The sequence below is a fragment of the Rhizobium sp. ZX09 genome (genome assembly GCF_017357485.1).
In the GTDB taxonomy this organism is placed as follows: domain Bacteria; phylum Pseudomonadota; class Alphaproteobacteria; order Rhizobiales; family Rhizobiaceae; genus Agrobacterium; species Agrobacterium pusense.
Genome location: NZ_CP031363.1, coordinates 2,948,078 through 2,962,676, shown reverse-complemented (window position 1 = coordinate 2,962,676; position 14,599 = coordinate 2,948,078). Strand labels below are relative to the sequence as shown.

Annotated in this window: 16 protein-coding genes; 12 read left to right on the top strand and 4 right to left on the bottom strand. The window is 58.7% G+C overall.

The window, feature by feature from the left end; genetic code table 11:
• The first annotated feature begins 105 nt into the window (after positions 1 to 105).
• The 8 genes from BTN45_RS14475 (at position 106) to guaA (ending at position 8,570) form a co-directional block, all read left to right on the top strand.
• Positions 106 to 1,383, top strand: coding sequence for an imelysin family protein (locus tag BTN45_RS14475; protein WP_207588418.1), 1,278 nt, complete (start codon positions 106 to 108; stop codon positions 1,381 to 1,383).
• Between the two features lie 61 nt (positions 1,384 to 1,444).
• Entirely contained in the window at positions 1,445 to 2,968 is a 1,524-nt protein-coding gene (locus BTN45_RS14470; RefSeq protein ID WP_207588416.1) for a di-heme oxidoredictase family protein, read from the top strand.
• Positions 2,968 to 4,089, top strand: coding sequence for an imelysin family protein (locus BTN45_RS14465; RefSeq protein WP_022555474.1), 1,122 nt, complete (start codon positions 2,968 to 2,970; stop codon positions 4,087 to 4,089). Before BTN45_RS14470 ends, BTN45_RS14465 begins: the two co-directional genes overlap by 1 nt.
• 4 nt (positions 4,090 to 4,093) lie before the next feature.
• Positions 4,094 to 5,188, top strand: coding sequence for a DUF1513 domain-containing protein (locus BTN45_RS14460; RefSeq protein ID WP_048902770.1), 1,095 nt, complete (start codon positions 4,094 to 4,096; stop codon positions 5,186 to 5,188).
• A gap of 51 nt (positions 5,189 to 5,239) precedes the next feature.
• Positions 5,240 to 5,692 (top strand): TspO/MBR family protein, encoded by a 453-nt coding sequence (locus tag BTN45_RS14455; RefSeq protein WP_004439437.1) that lies wholly within the window; start codon positions 5,240 to 5,242, stop codon positions 5,690 to 5,692.
• 133 nt (positions 5,693 to 5,825) lie between these two features.
• Positions 5,826 to 6,275, top strand: a complete 450-nt coding sequence (locus tag BTN45_RS14450) for a PaaI family thioesterase (RefSeq protein WP_003520131.1) — start codon at positions 5,826 to 5,828, stop codon at positions 6,273 to 6,275.
• The gene (locus tag BTN45_RS14445) at positions 6,272 to 6,910 is read left to right on the top strand and encodes a 5'-methylthioadenosine/S-adenosylhomocysteine nucleosidase (protein WP_045533017.1); all 639 of its coding nucleotides are present in this window, start codon (positions 6,272 to 6,274) and stop codon (positions 6,908 to 6,910) included. The genes BTN45_RS14450 and BTN45_RS14445 overlap by 4 nt, the downstream gene beginning before the upstream one ends.
• Positions 6,911 to 6,992: 82 nt before the next feature.
• A complete protein-coding gene (guaA, locus tag BTN45_RS14440) occupies positions 6,993 to 8,570 on the top strand; it encodes a glutamine-hydrolyzing GMP synthase (RefSeq protein WP_022555471.1) in 1,578 nt (525 codons plus the stop codon).
• 70 nt (positions 8,571 to 8,640) lie between these two features.
• Here guaA and BTN45_RS14435 read toward each other — a convergent pair whose 3' ends face one another.
• Both BTN45_RS14435 and BTN45_RS14430 read right to left on the bottom strand, forming a co-directional pair.
• Positions 8,641 to 9,129 carry a hypothetical protein gene (locus BTN45_RS14435; protein WP_006699713.1) on the bottom strand — a complete coding sequence of 163 codons (489 nt, stop codon included), beginning with the start codon at positions 9,127 to 9,129 and terminating at the stop codon, positions 8,641 to 8,643.
• A 139-nt stretch (positions 9,130 to 9,268) separates the two neighbouring features.
• Positions 9,269 to 9,847 (bottom strand): TetR/AcrR family transcriptional regulator, encoded by a 579-nt coding sequence (locus BTN45_RS14430; protein ID WP_207588413.1) that lies wholly within the window; start codon positions 9,845 to 9,847, stop codon positions 9,269 to 9,271.
• A gap of 414 nt (positions 9,848 to 10,261) precedes the next feature.
• On the opposite strand from BTN45_RS14430, the gene BTN45_RS14425 reads away from it, so the two are divergent.
• Complete coding sequence (locus tag BTN45_RS14425; protein ID WP_022555468.1) at positions 10,262 to 10,978, top strand: 2'-5' RNA ligase family protein; 717 nt, start codon at positions 10,262 to 10,264, stop codon at positions 10,976 to 10,978.
• Between the two features lie 169 nt (positions 10,979 to 11,147).
• Here BTN45_RS14425 and BTN45_RS14420 read toward each other — a convergent pair whose 3' ends face one another.
• Positions 11,148 to 11,315: a hypothetical protein gene (locus BTN45_RS14420; RefSeq protein WP_003503889.1), complete on the bottom strand. Its 168-nt coding sequence runs from the start codon at positions 11,313 to 11,315 to the stop codon at positions 11,148 to 11,150.
• Between the two features lie 234 nt (positions 11,316 to 11,549).
• On the opposite strand from BTN45_RS14420, the gene BTN45_RS14415 reads away from it, so the two are divergent.
• From BTN45_RS14415 to BTN45_RS14405, 3 genes are all read left to right on the top strand, one after another.
• Complete coding sequence (locus tag BTN45_RS14415) at positions 11,550 to 11,897, top strand: ArsC family reductase (RefSeq protein ID WP_207588411.1); 348 nt, start codon at positions 11,550 to 11,552, stop codon at positions 11,895 to 11,897.
• A gap of 12 nt (positions 11,898 to 11,909) precedes the next feature.
• On the top strand, positions 11,910 to 12,386 hold the full coding sequence (gene ybaK / locus BTN45_RS14410) for a Cys-tRNA(Pro) deacylase (protein ID WP_142182006.1): 477 nt from the start codon (positions 11,910 to 11,912) through the stop codon (positions 12,384 to 12,386).
• A gap of 87 nt (positions 12,387 to 12,473) precedes the next feature.
• Positions 12,474 to 13,712 (top strand): aminopeptidase, encoded by a 1,239-nt coding sequence (locus BTN45_RS14405; RefSeq protein ID WP_207588409.1) that lies wholly within the window; start codon positions 12,474 to 12,476, stop codon positions 13,710 to 13,712.
• A gap of 6 nt (positions 13,713 to 13,718) precedes the next feature.
• On the opposite strand, the gene BTN45_RS14400 is transcribed toward BTN45_RS14405, so the two are convergent.
• Positions 13,719 to 14,582, bottom strand: coding sequence for an EamA family transporter (locus tag BTN45_RS14400; protein ID WP_207588407.1), 864 nt, complete (start codon positions 14,580 to 14,582; stop codon positions 13,719 to 13,721).
• Positions 14,583 to 14,599 lie beyond the last annotated feature (17 nt).

Genomic DNA, 14,599 nt, shown 5'->3' with positions numbered 1-14,599 from the left:
TTTCAAAGCATTCTAAACTAGAATGTTTGACACAAGTTTGTGATTCGGTCAGAACTCGCTTGCCGCAGCGTGAAGTTATTTCATGCCTGCTCAAGGAGAGGGATCATGATCCGCAAAACCATTCTCAGCGCTTCTTTCGCGCTTCTTGCCGCATCGGCGGCTTTCACCGCGGTTCCTGCAAAGGCTGCCACCGACGCGGCCGCTGTTGTCAAGCACTATGCCGATGTCGCACATGCGAAATACGAGGATTCGCTGATCACAGCGAAGGCGCTGGATAAGGCCGTCGACGCATTGATCGCCACACCGAGCGAAGAAACGTTAAAGGCCGCGCGGGAAGCCTGGATCAAGGCACGTGTTCCCTATCAACAGTCGGAAGTCTATCGTTTCGGCAACCCGATCGTTGACGATTGGGAAGGCAAGGTGAACGCCTGGCCGCTGGACGAAGGCCTGATCGACTACGTCGACGGTGCCTATGGTACGGAAAGCGACGAAAACGAGCTTTATGTTGCGAATATCATCGCCAACCCGAAGATCAAGATCAGCGGTGAAGAGGTCGACGCCTCCAAGATCACCCCGGAACTCATCGAAAGCCTGCACGAGGCGGGCGATGTCGAAGCCAATGTGACGACCGGATACCACGCCATCGAATTCCTGCTCTGGGGCCAGGATCTGAACGGCACCGGGCCGGGCGCAGGCAACCGCCCTTACACCGATTATGACAAGGCGAATTGCACGAACGGCAATTGCGATCGCCGTGCCGATTATCTGAAATCCGCCTCCACCCTGCTGATCAAGGATCTGCAGGAGATGGTCGACGCCTGGGCGCCGGAAGGCGAAGCTACCAAAACGCTGGAAGGCGATCCGAAGGCAGGCCTCACCGCCATTCTCACCGGCATGGGCTCGCTCTCCTATGGTGAATTGGCCGGCGAACGCATGAAACTTGGCCTTTTGCTGCACGATCCGGAAGAGGAACATGATTGCTTCTCCGACAATACCTATAATTCGCATCTCAATGACGCGATCGGCATCGCCTCGGCGTATACCGGCGACTATACCCGTGTGGACGGAACGAAGATGACTGGCGCGTCGCTCTCGGAACTGGTCGGCGCCAAAGACAAGGCGTTGAACGACGAGATGCTGGCGAAGCTGGACAAGACGCTCAATGCCATGCACGCGATGGAAAAGCGCGCTCAGACGGTTGAGGCCTACGATCAGATGATTGGCGAGGGCAACAAGGAAGGCAACGCCGTGGTTCAGGCCGCCATCGATGGCCTCCTCGACCAGACGAAGTCGGTCGAACGCGTCATTGCAGCGCTCGATCTCGGCAAGATTGACCTCGAAGGATCCGACAGCCTCGATAATCCGAACGCCGTTTTCAAATAAACGGCAAGAACGAGCCGCAGGGAGACTGCGGCCCGTTCCTCCCCACACGCGTTTGACTTTCATGGAAATGTCTCTGTCGCCGATCCGTAGGCCGTTCTTATTCGCCGGGGCAGCCTGCCTTTTGGCGACGGCGACGCTTGCCGCATCCTTGCGTGACGATCTGACGGAAAATGACAGAAACCGCGTTCTTGCCGTAACCGCTCCGGCGATCGATTTTACCGGCCCGGAGCCTTTCGAGGCCATGTCTGGCGGGGCGTCGACCAATACCAACAGAACTGACAGTAACGCGTTTTCCCAGCCTTCAGCCACCATGCCCCCGAAGCGGAGGCAGGATTTTAAGCTCGGCAACGCGCTGTTTCAGAAATTGTGGGTTTCTTCTCCTTCTTCCACGCAGGCTTCAGACGGTTTGGGGCCGCTCTTCAACGCCCGATCCTGCCAGACGTGCCACGTAAAGGATGGCAGGGGCCGTCCGCCTCTTGCCGGCGAAGACGCCGTCTCCCTGTTTCTACGGCTGGCAAGGCCGGCTCGAGACGAGGCGGAACGGACGGCGATAGCGCGCCATGAAGTGTTGAATTTTCCTGATGACACCTATGGACGGCAGCTTCAGAATCTTGCCATTCCCGGCCTTGAGGCCGAGGGCAAGGCTGTCATCACCTATACGGAAAAGCGGGTGTCCCTGGCGGATGGCGAGATGGTGACGTTGCGCCAGCCTGATTATGCCGTGGCAGAGTTGAAATATGGCCCGCTCAGCGCCGATACTTCGCTGTCAGCACGCATTGCCATGCCGACCCTTGGGCTTGGCTTGATAGAAGCTATCAGCGACACCGATATTCTGGCCAACGCCGATCCGGACGACAAGAATGGGGACGGCATTCAAGGGCGTCCCGCTTGGGTCAAGGATCATCGCACCGGCGAAACGAAAATCGGGAGGTTTGGTTGGAAAGCTCAGAACGCGAGCGTACGCGACCAGAGCGCAAGCGCTTTCTCCCACGATATCGGCATCTCCACACCGGATGCGCCGAATGCCTATGGCGACTGTACCGACAGGCAGAAAAAATGTCTCGCCATGCCAACGGGCGTGCAACCGCGGCTCGGGCCGGTGGAGGCGCCGGATCAGGTTCTCGATCTCGTGACCTTCTACACTGAAAACCTCGCCGTGCCGCAACGGCGTGATGTCGGTGAGCCGATGGTGCTGCGGGGCAAGCAACTCTTTTACGCATCGGGCTGCACGGCCTGCCACTCCCCCAAATTCGTCACCCGACGCGATGCCGCCGATCCGATGCATGCGTTTCAGCTTATCTGGCCCTATTCCGATTTTCTGCTGCATGACATGGGAGAGGAGCTTGCCGATGGCCAACAGGTGGGCGAAGCAAGCGGACGACACTGGCGGACCCAGCCTCTCTGGGGCATAGGTCTGACAGAACGCGTGAATGGCAATGGTTTTTACCTGCATGACGGGCGCGCGCGCAGCCTGACGGAAGCGATATTATGGCATGGCGGCGAAGGTCAGAAAGCGCGCGACGCCTTTGCCGTCTTGAAAAAATCCGACCGGCAGGCTTTGCTGGCCTTTCTGGAGTCTCTTTAATGAAAAAAGCCATGCGAAAAATCTCCGGCCTCATATCCATGCTGATGCTTTTGACGACACAGCCGGCCATGGCCCAGGATGTGGAACTGATGCCGCCGCCACCGCTCGACCCCGCACAGGTGCGCGGCGTCATGGAAAAGGCAGTGAACGGCTTCATCCGACCCGGCTACGACCACTTCCGACGCTCGGCAGAGACGCTGGAGGACAGCATGAAGGCTTTCTGCGCGGCGCCTTCTGCTACGACGGAGAAGACGGCGAAGGACGCCTTTGCCGATGCGGTCTCAAGCTGGTCGACCATAGAGATCGTGCGTGTCGGCCCTGTCATCGAACAGAACCGTTTCGAGCGCGTCCTTTATTATCCCGACAAGAAGGGGCTAGGGCTGAAACAGGTTCAGCGTTACCTTTCCGACAAGGATGAAAGCGTTACCACCGCCGAAGGCCTGAGTGGCAAGAGCGTTGCCGCACAGGGGCTGGGCGCCCTGGAATTCATTCTCTACGGCACCGGCGCGAACGAACTTCTTGATAAGAAGGGCGATTTCCGCTGCCGTTTCGGAGCCGCCATTGCCGGCAATATCGCCGATGTCGCGGCAGAGCTTTCCGATAGCTGGAACGCGGCCGATGGCGCACAGAAAAACTGGACGCAGCCGGGGCCTGATAACCCCGTCTTCCGCGACGAACGAGAGGCGCTGGTTGCCCTGCTCGGCATTCTGGTGCACGGCGCCGAGGCGATCCGCGACCAGCGGATCGAGACCTTTTACAAGGGGCCGGACAAGGCGACGTTTCCCCGCACCGCCATTTACTGGCGGTCTGGCCTGACATGGAGAAGCATCTCCACAAACATCAAGGCCATTCAGACACTGCTGCATACCGCCGATATGGCCGAACTCGTCCCCCCCGACCAACGCTCCATCGTAAATTCCATCGACTTCATTGCCAAATCGATGATCCGCGTGGCCGGGACAATCGATGCAGATGTGCAAAAGGCGCTGGATCAGGACGATCAGCGAGCGAAGGTGGATTATCTTCTGCTGAACGGCAAAGACCTTATCTACCGGTTAAACGATCAATATGGCGGCGCGATTGGCCTCAGTTCCGGCTTTTCTTTCGCCGATGGGGATTGAGCCGATGATCTCCGGCACCAGGCGGACACTGATAGATCGGCGCAGCTTCATCAAAGCGGCGGGAGTTTCCTTCCTCACCGCCTTGGCTCCCCGTTCACTTTATGCGCTTGAGCGGACAGACGCGGTCTTTGCTTCTGCCTTCCGCGCCCGTGACGGGTCCTACGGCATTGCGACGGTGAGCGAGGGCGGCGAGATCATCGACCGCGTCACGCTTCCTGCCCGCGCCCATGGAATGGCGACGAGCCGCGCGACCGGCATGACCGTGGCCTTTGCCCGCCGGCCGGGGACATTCTTTATGGCCTTCGACCCCGGGGGGCATCGCGAACCGATCGTGATGCACACGCCGGAAAACCGCCATTTCTACGGTCATGGACAGTTTTCGCCAGATGGGTCGATCCTCTATGCCAGCGAAAACGACTTCGACGGCAATCGTGGCGTTATCGGGCTCTATGACGCCAGAAACGGCTTCATACGCATCGGCGAATATGACGCGCATGGCGTCGGCACGCATGACATGACGGTGAGCGACGACGGGCGAACGATCATCATCGCCAATGGTGGTATCGAAACCCATCCGGATTTCGGCCGCACCAAGCTCAACGTCGACAGGATGCAACCTTCTCTCGTGCTGCTGGACGCAGCAACCGGCCATTTGATTCAGAAACACGCGATGCCGAACGGACTGCGGCAGCTATCCACACGTCATGTCGATATCGGGGATGACGGGCGCATCTGGTTCGCCTGCCAGTATGAAGGACCGCGCAACGATCTTCCGCCACTTGTCGGCCATTTCTCTAGGGGTGAGGATGTAACCTTTGTGGATCTACCGGAAGAAACAACGGTCCGCCTTGCCAATTATGTGGGTGCCATCGCCGTCAACCGACGCGATCAGCTGGTTGGCCTGACCTCGCCCAACGGCAACGCCGCCGTGACGCTGGATGCAAAAACCGGGCGTGTGGTTTCCGAGACGACAGTGCGGGACGCGGCAGGTGTTGCGCCCGCCTTAAGAGGCATCGCGGTTTCGTCCTATCAGGGGTTTTTCGGAACCCGGCGCAGCGATGTGGCATGGGACCAGCACATCGTGCGGCTATCCAGCTAAAATATTGAAAAAACAGGGGAACAAAAGCCCAGCCGGCGCATTGGACCGATCATGAGAAATCTTGCGATCTATATTGTCTTTGTGGTTGTCGTTGTTGCCGTAGGGGCGTTGATCGGCGTCAACAATGTACCCGGCGAATGGTATCAATCGCTGCAGAAGCCTTTCTTCAATCCGCCCAACTGGATTTTCGGGCCTGTCTGGACCGCGCTTTACGTGCTGATCGGCGTTGCTGGCGCGCGGACATGGATTCGCAGGCCGATGGGAACGCGCATGCGGCTCTGGTTCACCCAGATGGTACTGAACTTTCTGTGGTCGCCGATCTTTTTCGGCATGCAAAGTCCAGCTGGCGCATTGATTGTCATCATCCCGATGCTGATCAGCATCGTCGCCTTTATAGCGCTTTCCTATCGTCGTGACCGCATATCAATGTGGCTTTTCGTACCCTATGCCGTATGGGTCGCCTTTGCGACGGTGCTCAACGCAAGCATCGGCATGCTTAACTAAAGTGCTTGCGCATTTCCAAAGGAAAAGCGCGCTGGATTTTTCCTAATTTCTCTAATTTGCCGCATCGCCCTTGTCTTGCCTGCCGCCCCGCGCCATGTCAGTTTGCGATGAGGCAGAAGCAGGCAGGCAGGCCATGGAGATCACTGATCCCGGCGATTTTCGTCAGCGGATAGAAAGAAGCTTTGCGCGGCAGGGCGTGGTTCAGGCGATTAACGCCGAAATCAGCCGTATCGAACACCGGCTGGTGGAAATCGAACTCCCTTTTCATGAAAAGCTGACGCAGCAGCACGGCATACTGCATGCGGGTGTCATCGCCGCCGGTCTGGATACCGCCTGCACCTATGCCGCCTATACGATCATTGAGCCGGAAGCCTCGCTGCTGACCATCGAGTTCAAGGTGAACCTCATGTCGCCGGGACGCGGCGAGCGGTTTCTGTTTCGCGGCGAGATCATCAAGCCCGGCAATAATCTTATCGTCGCCGATGGTCGCGCCTATGCCCTGTCCGATGGGCCGGCAAAGCTGATCGCCTCAATGACGGGCACGATGATGGTGGTTAAAGGACGCGAGGATATTACCGGATGAGCTACCGGCTTATGCATGTCGCGGATAAATCACTCCTGTTCGTCATGGCGGCTTCCGCCGAATACGGTCCCCACCTGCAGGCACGCATCACACCGCTGATGACCGGTGTTGGACCCGTCGAAGCGGCTATTGCGGTCACGACCGTTCTTGCCGGTCTCGATACGGCGGGCCATCTGCCAGACCTCGTTGTGTCGCTCGGCTCCGCCGGTTCCCGCACGCTCGAACAGACCGCAATCTACCAGGCAGTGTCGGTTTCTTATCGTGACATGGATGCCTCTCCCTTCGGTTTTGCGAAGGGTTGCACACCGTTTCTCGACCTGCCGGCGGAGGTGGCCTTGCCATTGCGGATACCCGACGTTGCCGGGGCGCGGCTTTCCACCGGCGCCAACGTCGTTTCCGGCGAGGCCTATGGGCTGATCGACGCCGATATGGTGGAAATGGAGACATATGCAGTTTTAAGAGCATGCCAGCGTTTCGGTTTACCGCTGATTGGCCTGCGCGGTATTTCCGACGGCAAGGCCGATGTGAAAAACGTGAATGACTGGACCGAGTATCTGCACATCATCGATGAAAAACTGGCGGATGCCGTTGACCGGCTCTGTCGCGCTATCGAAGACGGCGCGATAGCCCTCTGAACCTTGCGATTTTCGCGATTTTCTACCGTTTGCCACCCGCTTCCGGGTTGCCTAAAGCCGCCATTTTCTTTAAAGGCTCGCCATGACCCAGATAGCCCATCCCGACAGCATTCTCATCATCGATTTCGGCAGCCAGGTGACGCAGCTGATTGCGCGCCGCATCCGCGAAGCCGGGGTCTATTGCGAAATCCACCCGTTCCAGAATGCCGCAGAGGCGTTTGAGAAACTTCAGCCCAAGGGCGTGATCTTCTCCGGCGGCCCCGCATCTGTCACGGCGGAAGGAAGCCCGCGCGCGCCGCAGGCAGTGTTCGACAGCAAGGTACCGATCCTCGGCATCTGCTATGGCCAGCAGACACTGTGCACACAGCTCGGCGGCGTTGTCGAGGGCGGCCATGCGGCGGAATTCGGCCGCGCCGATATCGACATCAAGAAGGCTAGCCCGCTGTTCGAAGGCTTCTGGGAGCAAGGCAAAAGCTACCCGGTGTGGATGAGCCATGGCGACCGCGTGACGAAGCTGCCGGAAGGCTTCGAGGTCATCGCAACCTCCGAAAACGCACCGTTCGCCATCGCAGCGGACGAGAAGCGCCACTATTACTCCACCATGTTCCATCCGGAAGTGGTGCATACGCCCGATGGCGGCAAGCTGCTGTCAAACTTCGTGCACAAGATCGTTGGTCTGAAATCCGACTGGACGATGGCGGCCTATCGCGCCGAGATGATCCGCAAGATCCGCGAGCAGGTCGGCACCGGCCGGGTGCTCTGTGCACTTTCAGGCGGCGTCGATTCTTCGGTTGCAGCTATTCTCATTCATGAGGCTATCGGCGACCAGCTGACCTGCGTTTACGTCGATCATGGGCTGATGCGGCTTGGGGAAAGCGAACAGGTCGTCGGCATGTTCCGCGACCACTACAATATTCCGCTTGTTCATGTGGATGCATCCGACCTGTTCCTCGGCGAACTCTCCGGCGTTTCCGATCCGGAAGTGAAGCGCAAGACCATCGGCCGTCTGTTCATCGAGGTTTTCGAGGCCGAAGCGGCCAAGATTGCCGCCGATGGCAAGGGGGCTCCGAACTTCCTCGCGCAGGGCACGCTCTACCCCGACGTCATCGAAAGTGTCTCCTTCTCCGGCGGCCCTTCGGTTACCATCAAGAGCCACCACAATGTCGGCGGTCTTCCCGAGCGCATGAACATGCAGCTCGTCGAGCCGCTGCGTGAACTCTTCAAGGATGAAGTGCGCGCTCTTGGCCGCGAACTCGGCCTGCCGGAAAGCTTCATCGGCCGCCATCCCTTCCCCGGTCCGGGTCTTGCGATCCGATGCCCCGGTGCGATTACCCGTGAAAAGCTCGATATCCTGCGTAAAGCGGATGCGATCTATCTCGACGAGATCCGCAAGGCCGGTCTTTACGACACCATCTGGCAGGCTTTCGCCGTGCTGCTGCCGGTCCAGACTGTTGGCGTCATGGGCGACTACCGAACCTATGACTTCGTCTGTGCGCTGCGCGCGGTGACCTCGGTGGACGGCATGACTGCGGATTTCTATCCCTACGACATGAACTTCCTCGGCCGTGCGGCAACCCGCATCATCAACGAAGTGCGCGGCATCAACCGTGTCGTCTACGATGTCACGAGCAAGCCGCCCGGCACGATCGAGTGGGAATAGGACCATACTCGATACGGTGAGGTTGCTGCCGCAACGCCACCGTATCTAAAGAAGAAAGACGACGCCGCGACTAGTTCGCGGCGTTTTTGTTCTGTCGGATGAGATAGATCATCTGGGCAGTCAGGCCAACCACGAGGATCGCCAGCAATCCTGCCTGGGCGCCGAGAAGCAGCGGCGATTTCAGGTCTGTCACTATCGGATGACCGTCGGGAACACGGCGCAGAATTTCACTCACCGTCGGGACCATCAACAGAAACGCGGTAATGCTGAGACAGATGGTTTCAATATATCTGGCGATACGCGTTGAACCCAGAACGCGTTCGATACCGTAGCCTGCAAGCAGGAACAGGATGGTCAGGACGCCAACGACGTAGCTGATTGGCTGATGCGCCACAAGAAAGACAGTTGCAGCGCCAATCAGCATGGACACAAAGTAGATTGCCCCGGGCGTGGATCGGGGGACGATGCGACCGTAACGGGTAAACATGAAAATGGCCGCGGGAATGGCGGGCAGACTGCCGAGCGTGTGGATCCAGCCAAGCGAAGAAATACCGAACATGCGAAATTGCCTTTCTCTTCCTGAAAGATGGGGTGGTCCGGAACGCAGATTGTCGCCGGCATGTCTGCCAGAGCAGCGTCATTAGTTGATCGGTCGGTCTCGTTTGGGTCATGCGTCGACGCCCCTCGCAAGATGCAGTTCAAGCGGTGATGCGCTCCAGCATCGGGCGGGTTATGGCGCCAAAGCTTGCGGCATCGCCATGTGCGCGCGCTGAGAGCATTGCGCCGTGCACGGTGGCCATGAACATCTCAGCAGTGACCCGCGCTGTGCCGGTTAGTGCAAGGCGCCCCTGGGAAGCGCCGCGCTCCAGCACGGCTGTAAGCCAGTCCGAGAGACTCCGAAAATGCGCACGCACCTCGAGAACGACCGCTTCGGGAAGAATCGGTATTTCGCCGGCAAGCAGCGCACAGACGCAGAAGGGGTGGGTTGCATCGGCGATGCAGCGCTCCCAATAGCCGATATAGGCGCGAAGCTGCTCCAGCGGATCTGGAATGTGCTGCTCCAGCGCGGCGATACCGGCTTCGGCCTCGTGCCTGTACTGTGACACCAGTTTCGCGACCAAGTCCGCCTTGCTGGGAAAATGGTGATGGATACTCGCGTTGCGAATGCCGACTACATGGGAAATATCGGCATAGCTAAAACTATTATAGCCCCCTCTCACAATCAGGGTCCGGGCGCACTGGAGAATGTCATCGGCTTTGGTTTTAGAGCTTTTCATGCTTTTACCTACCAACTAGTAGGTAGAATGTCAAACACGTTCTTCGCAGTGAATAAGCCCCAGCGATGGGATCCGGACGAGGATCGACCCCGACGATCACAGGCGGAGAACCATGAACTAAAGGCATGCCTCCGCCATTGCCCCGTCATTGCCTGGCCCCCATCGACATGCCACTCGCATTGGCTTCTCGGTTGGCCCTGCTTCCCGCCGCCTTGGCTAGCGGATTGCTGGTCCTGCGGACCAGCTGAGATCGTCTGTCCCAGACCGAGTTGCCGGGTTATACGGATTGCGTTCGCGAAAGGCCGTATCGGATATTTCCCGGCACATGGTGAAGTTTTGTTCGCTTTTTGTTCTTCCAATTTTCCTCGGCGATGATAATATTGCGGCCTTGAGCAAAGGCCGTGGAGCATCGTCGTGGGTTTCGAGTTGACGGATAATGGAGGGTCAGGGCAGCTTTTCCTCGAAGGCTTCGATCTGGAGAAGCAGCGACGGGTCAATCCGCGATTTGGCAACAAGGTCTTAATCGTGCTGAAGCCGCCCGTGGCCTTGGCGGAGAGAATTTTCACCGATGCATCGTGCCATGCCGCCGGGCGGACGAAGCGGGCAGCCCATCCAGCCGAGCTTCTGCATATCACCCTCCTTTGCGTCGGGTGTTTCGACACCGTGCCTCGCGGTTTCGCAAACCGGCTGAAAGCGGCACTGGGGGAAATAAGGGCGCGTCCCGTTCCGATTACGTTCGATGGCAGCTCGCTTTTCGGCAATCGCAGCTGTCTGGCGCTAAGCAGCCGCCGCGAGATGCTGGAGCTCAGAGCATTGGCGAAGATGGTGCAGCGCGCGCTTTGGCGGGCCAATCTGCCCTTTGTCGCCGCATCGTCGTTCACGCCGCATCTCACCGTGGTCTATGGCTGCGGGAAAATCGACATCATGCCTGTTGAAAAACCATATAGCTGGCTGGCGGGCAGCTTCGAACTCATCTTCAGCCATAATGGAGAGACGCGGCACGAATCTCTCGGGCGCTTCCCGCTTTCGGCGAAAGCGGACCGCTATGAGCAGCCGGAAAGTCAATTATATCTGCCGGAAAAAATATTCAGGCCGCAGAAGCGGTCGGCGCACAAGATGGCGGCACGATAACGCTTACGTGAAAAAGCACGGCATACATGCCTAGCATTAGCTGCCAAACTGCTGTTAGACGCAGAGGATGCGCCAACAAAAGCGCAGTTTGTAGCGCCCGCCGAGAACCAGGTGTTCCGGAATCCGGCGCGAGCGAGGCGGTGCCGCCTCGCCGGGAACGATAACCAGCTTAGAGCTGAACCTTGTCGAAAGCCTTGCCATCGATGCCGAGGGCTTCGAGATCGGCACGGGCGGGCTTGCGATGCGCGCGAACAGCGGCCGAAACCGAGAGCGCTGCACCGAGAACGGCGAAAGTTTCACCGAAGAAGTTACGCGATGTCTTTGCAACCTGACGCATTTTTCTCTCCATCTTTGATGCCCAGATAATGGGCATTTCCGCACCGTTCTACAACTCATGATGTAGCAGGGAAGCCATGCAGCTTTGCTCGCGCTCGTTCGGATATCAGCCATTGCGATTTCGCATGGCTCAGGCTTGGCGTCTTCAAAAGGACGCAGGGCGCCTCAGCCGGCGGGTTGAATAAGGCGGATATTTTGTTATGCCGGAAAGCTTGAAGACAAAGAGGCTGGCAGCATGACGATCACCATTTACGGCATCAAGAACTGCGACACGATGAAGAAGGCCAGAAGCTGGCTGGAAACCCATGGCGTCGACTATTCTTTCCATGACTACAAGGCCTCGGGCATTGACCGCGCCCATCTGGAGACATGGTGCGATGCCGCGGGCTGGGAAACGGTTCTCAACCGCGCCGGTACGACCTTCAAAAAACTCGATGACGGCCAGAAGGCTGGCCTGAGCCGCGAGAAGGCCATTGCACTGATGCTGGAGCAGCCCTCCATGATCAAGCGTCCGGTGCTAGAGGCGAAGGTCAAGATAACCGTCGGTTTCAAGCCTGAAACCTACCAGACTCTTTTTGCGTGACTGCAATCTGCCATGTCCAAAACAACCCGCGCCACCCAGATGCTGAACAAGGCGGGCGTCGCCTTCACCACCGTTACCTATGATTACGACCCGAATGCAGACCGCATTGGCCTGCAGGCGGCCGAGGCGATCGGCGAGCCACCGCATCTGGTGCTGAAAACGCTGATGGCGGAGCTGGACGGCAAGCCGGTCTGTGTCGTCGTCCCTTCGGATCGTGAGGTCAGCATGAAGAGGCTTGCGGCCGCTTTCGGAGGCAAATCCGCCAGCATGATGAAACCTGCCGATGCCGAGCGTGCCACCGGTTACCATGTCGGCGGCATCAGCCCTTTCGGGCAGAAGAAACAGGTGCCTACGGCCATCGAGGCCAAAGCGATGACGCATGATTATGTCTACATGAATGGTGGGCAGCGCGGCTTGCAGGTGAGGCTTTCTCCCCGAGATGCCCAAACGGCACTGAAGGCCATTGCCGCACCGCTGGTCGCCGATTGAGGCGCAGGGGCGCGCCTGAAAGCGTTTGGCTTTCAGGAGGAATGGGCTATGGTCGGCGCCTCCGATTGAAATAGACGAAGGCAGATCATGACTGTTTCCCCCATCGATCCCGTCAAACTCGAAAAACTGGCCGAAGTCGCCGTCAAGGTCGGTCTGCAATTGCAGAAGGATCAGGATCTGGTGATTACCGCGCCGCTGGCAGCGCTGCGGCTGGTGCGATTGCTGACAAAACATGCCTATATGGCGGGCGGCGGACTGGTTACCACCTTTTACTCCGACGAAGAAACCACGCTTGCCCGCTATCGCCATGCGAGCGACGCCAATTTCGACCGGGCTTCCGGCTGGCTTTATGATGGCATGGCAAAGGCCTATTCGAACGGCGCGGCGCGGCTGGCAATTGCCGGCGATAACCCCATGCTGCTGGCCGAACAGGACCCCGCCAAGGTTGCCCGCGCCAATAAAGCAAACTCCACCGCCTATAAGCCGGCGCTGGAGAAGATTTCCAACTTCGACATCAACTGGAACATCATCTCCTATCCGAACCCCTCCTGGGCAAAGCAGGTGTTTCCCGACGTGACGGAAGACGAAGCGGTCCGCAGGCTTGCCGACGCCATCTTCGCTGCTTCGCGGGTGGATCTGGCTGATCCGGTCGCCGCATGGGCTGAGCACAATGCCAACCTTGCCATGCGCTCGGCGTGGCTGAATGGCGAACGTTTCGCTTCACTGCATTTCACCGGCCCTGGCACGGATGTGAAGATCGGCTTGGCGGACGGCCACGAATGGCATGGCGGCGCCTCCACCGCCAAGAATGGGGTCACCTGCAACCCCAATATCCCGACCGAAGAAGTGTTCACGACACCGCACGCGTTGCGGGTCGACGGTTACGTCTCCAGCACCAAGCCCCTGTCGCATCAGGGAACGCTGATCGACGATATCCAGGTGAAGTTCGAGGGTGGACGTATCGTCGAAGCCAAGGCTTCGAAGGGCGAAGCTGTATTGAACAAGGTACTCGACACTGACGAAGGCGCGCGGCGTCTCGGTGAAGTGGCGCTGGTGCCGCATTCCTCGCCGATTTCGGCAAGCGGCATCCTGTTCTACAACACGCTGTTCGATGAAAATGCCTCGTGCCACATCGCGCTCGGTCAGTGCTATTCGAAATGCTTCCTCGACGGCGCGTCGCTGTCGCAGGATCAGATCAAGGCGCAGGGCGGCAATTCCAGCCTGATCCACATCGACTGGATGATCGGTTCCGACAAGGTGGATATCGATGGCGTGAGGCCGGATGGCTCCACGGTTCCTGTCATGCGCAAGGGCGAATGGGCCTGACGACACCTATCTCGGCAACTGGCTGCGCTGACTGAGCCAGATGCTGAAGAGCACCGCAACGAAACCTGCGATCTGCGCTGGCGTGAGGCTTTGGCCGAGCGCCAGCCAGCCGAGCAGGGTTGCAACGACCGGGCTTAGAAAACCAAGCGATGCGGCGGCGGAAGGTTCGATGCGGGCAAGTCCGCGGAACCACAGAAAATAGGTCAAGGCAGCGCCGATAAGACCCAGATAGGCCATGCCGAGAATATTGGCGGCCGTCGGCGTCGGCAGTGCGGGTTCAAAAAAATACGCGACCGGCAGCAGCAGGATACCACCGGCTGTCAGTTGCCAGGCGGTAAACGTCAGGTTCGACACCGGCGGACGCCATTTGCGGGTCAGCACTGTTCCAAAAGCCATGGACACGGCACCGGCAAGGCCTGCCGCCACGCCGATACCATCCATCGCAGCCCCCGGCGCCAGAACCAGAAGCGCCACACCGACAATACCCAGAAAACCGGCCGCGATAGCCAGCGGCCGGACCGGTGTCGCGAGAAACAGCCGGGAAAGGCCAATCACGATCAGGGGCTGGACCGCGCCCACCGTTGCCGCCACGCCGCCGGGCAGCCGATAGGCCGAAACGAAAAGCATCGCCCAGAAGAACGAGAAATTCAGCGCCCCGAGAATGAGGCTGCGTGGCCACCAGATACCGTTTGGCAGTTTTCTCACGAAAAGCAGCAGCAACACGCCAGCCGGCAATGCGCGCAGCATGGCGACATGCAGAGGGTATCCATGAGGCAAAAGCTCGGTCGTGACGAAATAGGTCGTGCCCCAAATAGCGGGAGCAAGGGCAGTCGTCAGCACATCGGCGGCATAGGCTGTATTTTTCTTCATTTCAAGAATCTCTATAT

Coding starts and splice junctions, on each gene's coding strand:
- BTN45_RS14475 (WP_207588418.1), top strand. CDS start 106: ATGATCCGCAAAACCATTCTCAGCGCTTCTTTCGCGCTTCTTGCCGCA.
- BTN45_RS14470 (WP_207588416.1), top strand. CDS start 1,445: ATGGAAATGTCTCTGTCGCCGATCCGTAGGCCGTTCTTATTCGCCGGG.
- BTN45_RS14465 (WP_022555474.1), top strand. CDS start 2,968: ATGAAAAAAGCCATGCGAAAAATCTCCGGCCTCATATCCATGCTGATG.
- BTN45_RS14460 (WP_048902770.1), top strand. CDS start 4,094: ATGATCTCCGGCACCAGGCGGACACTGATAGATCGGCGCAGCTTCATC.
- BTN45_RS14455 (WP_004439437.1), top strand. CDS start 5,240: ATGAGAAATCTTGCGATCTATATTGTCTTTGTGGTTGTCGTTGTTGCC.
- BTN45_RS14450 (WP_003520131.1), top strand. CDS start 5,826: ATGGAGATCACTGATCCCGGCGATTTTCGTCAGCGGATAGAAAGAAGC.
- BTN45_RS14445 (WP_045533017.1), top strand. CDS start 6,272: ATGAGCTACCGGCTTATGCATGTCGCGGATAAATCACTCCTGTTCGTC.
- guaA (WP_022555471.1), top strand. CDS start 6,993: ATGACCCAGATAGCCCATCCCGACAGCATTCTCATCATCGATTTCGGC.
- BTN45_RS14435 (WP_006699713.1), bottom strand. CDS start 9,129: ATGTTCGGTATTTCTTCGCTTGGCTGGATCCACACGCTCGGCAGTCTG.
- BTN45_RS14430 (WP_207588413.1), bottom strand. CDS start 9,847: ATGAAAAGCTCTAAAACCAAAGCCGATGACATTCTCCAGTGCGCCCGG.
- BTN45_RS14420 (WP_003503889.1), bottom strand. CDS start 11,315: ATGCGTCAGGTTGCAAAGACATCGCGTAACTTCTTCGGTGAAACTTTC.
- BTN45_RS14415 (WP_207588411.1), top strand. CDS start 11,550: ATGACGATCACCATTTACGGCATCAAGAACTGCGACACGATGAAGAAG.
- ybaK (WP_142182006.1), top strand. CDS start 11,910: ATGTCCAAAACAACCCGCGCCACCCAGATGCTGAACAAGGCGGGCGTC.
- BTN45_RS14405 (WP_207588409.1), top strand. CDS start 12,474: ATGACTGTTTCCCCCATCGATCCCGTCAAACTCGAAAAACTGGCCGAA.
- BTN45_RS14400 (WP_207588407.1), bottom strand. CDS start 14,582: ATGAAGAAAAATACAGCCTATGCCGCCGATGTGCTGACGACTGCCCTT.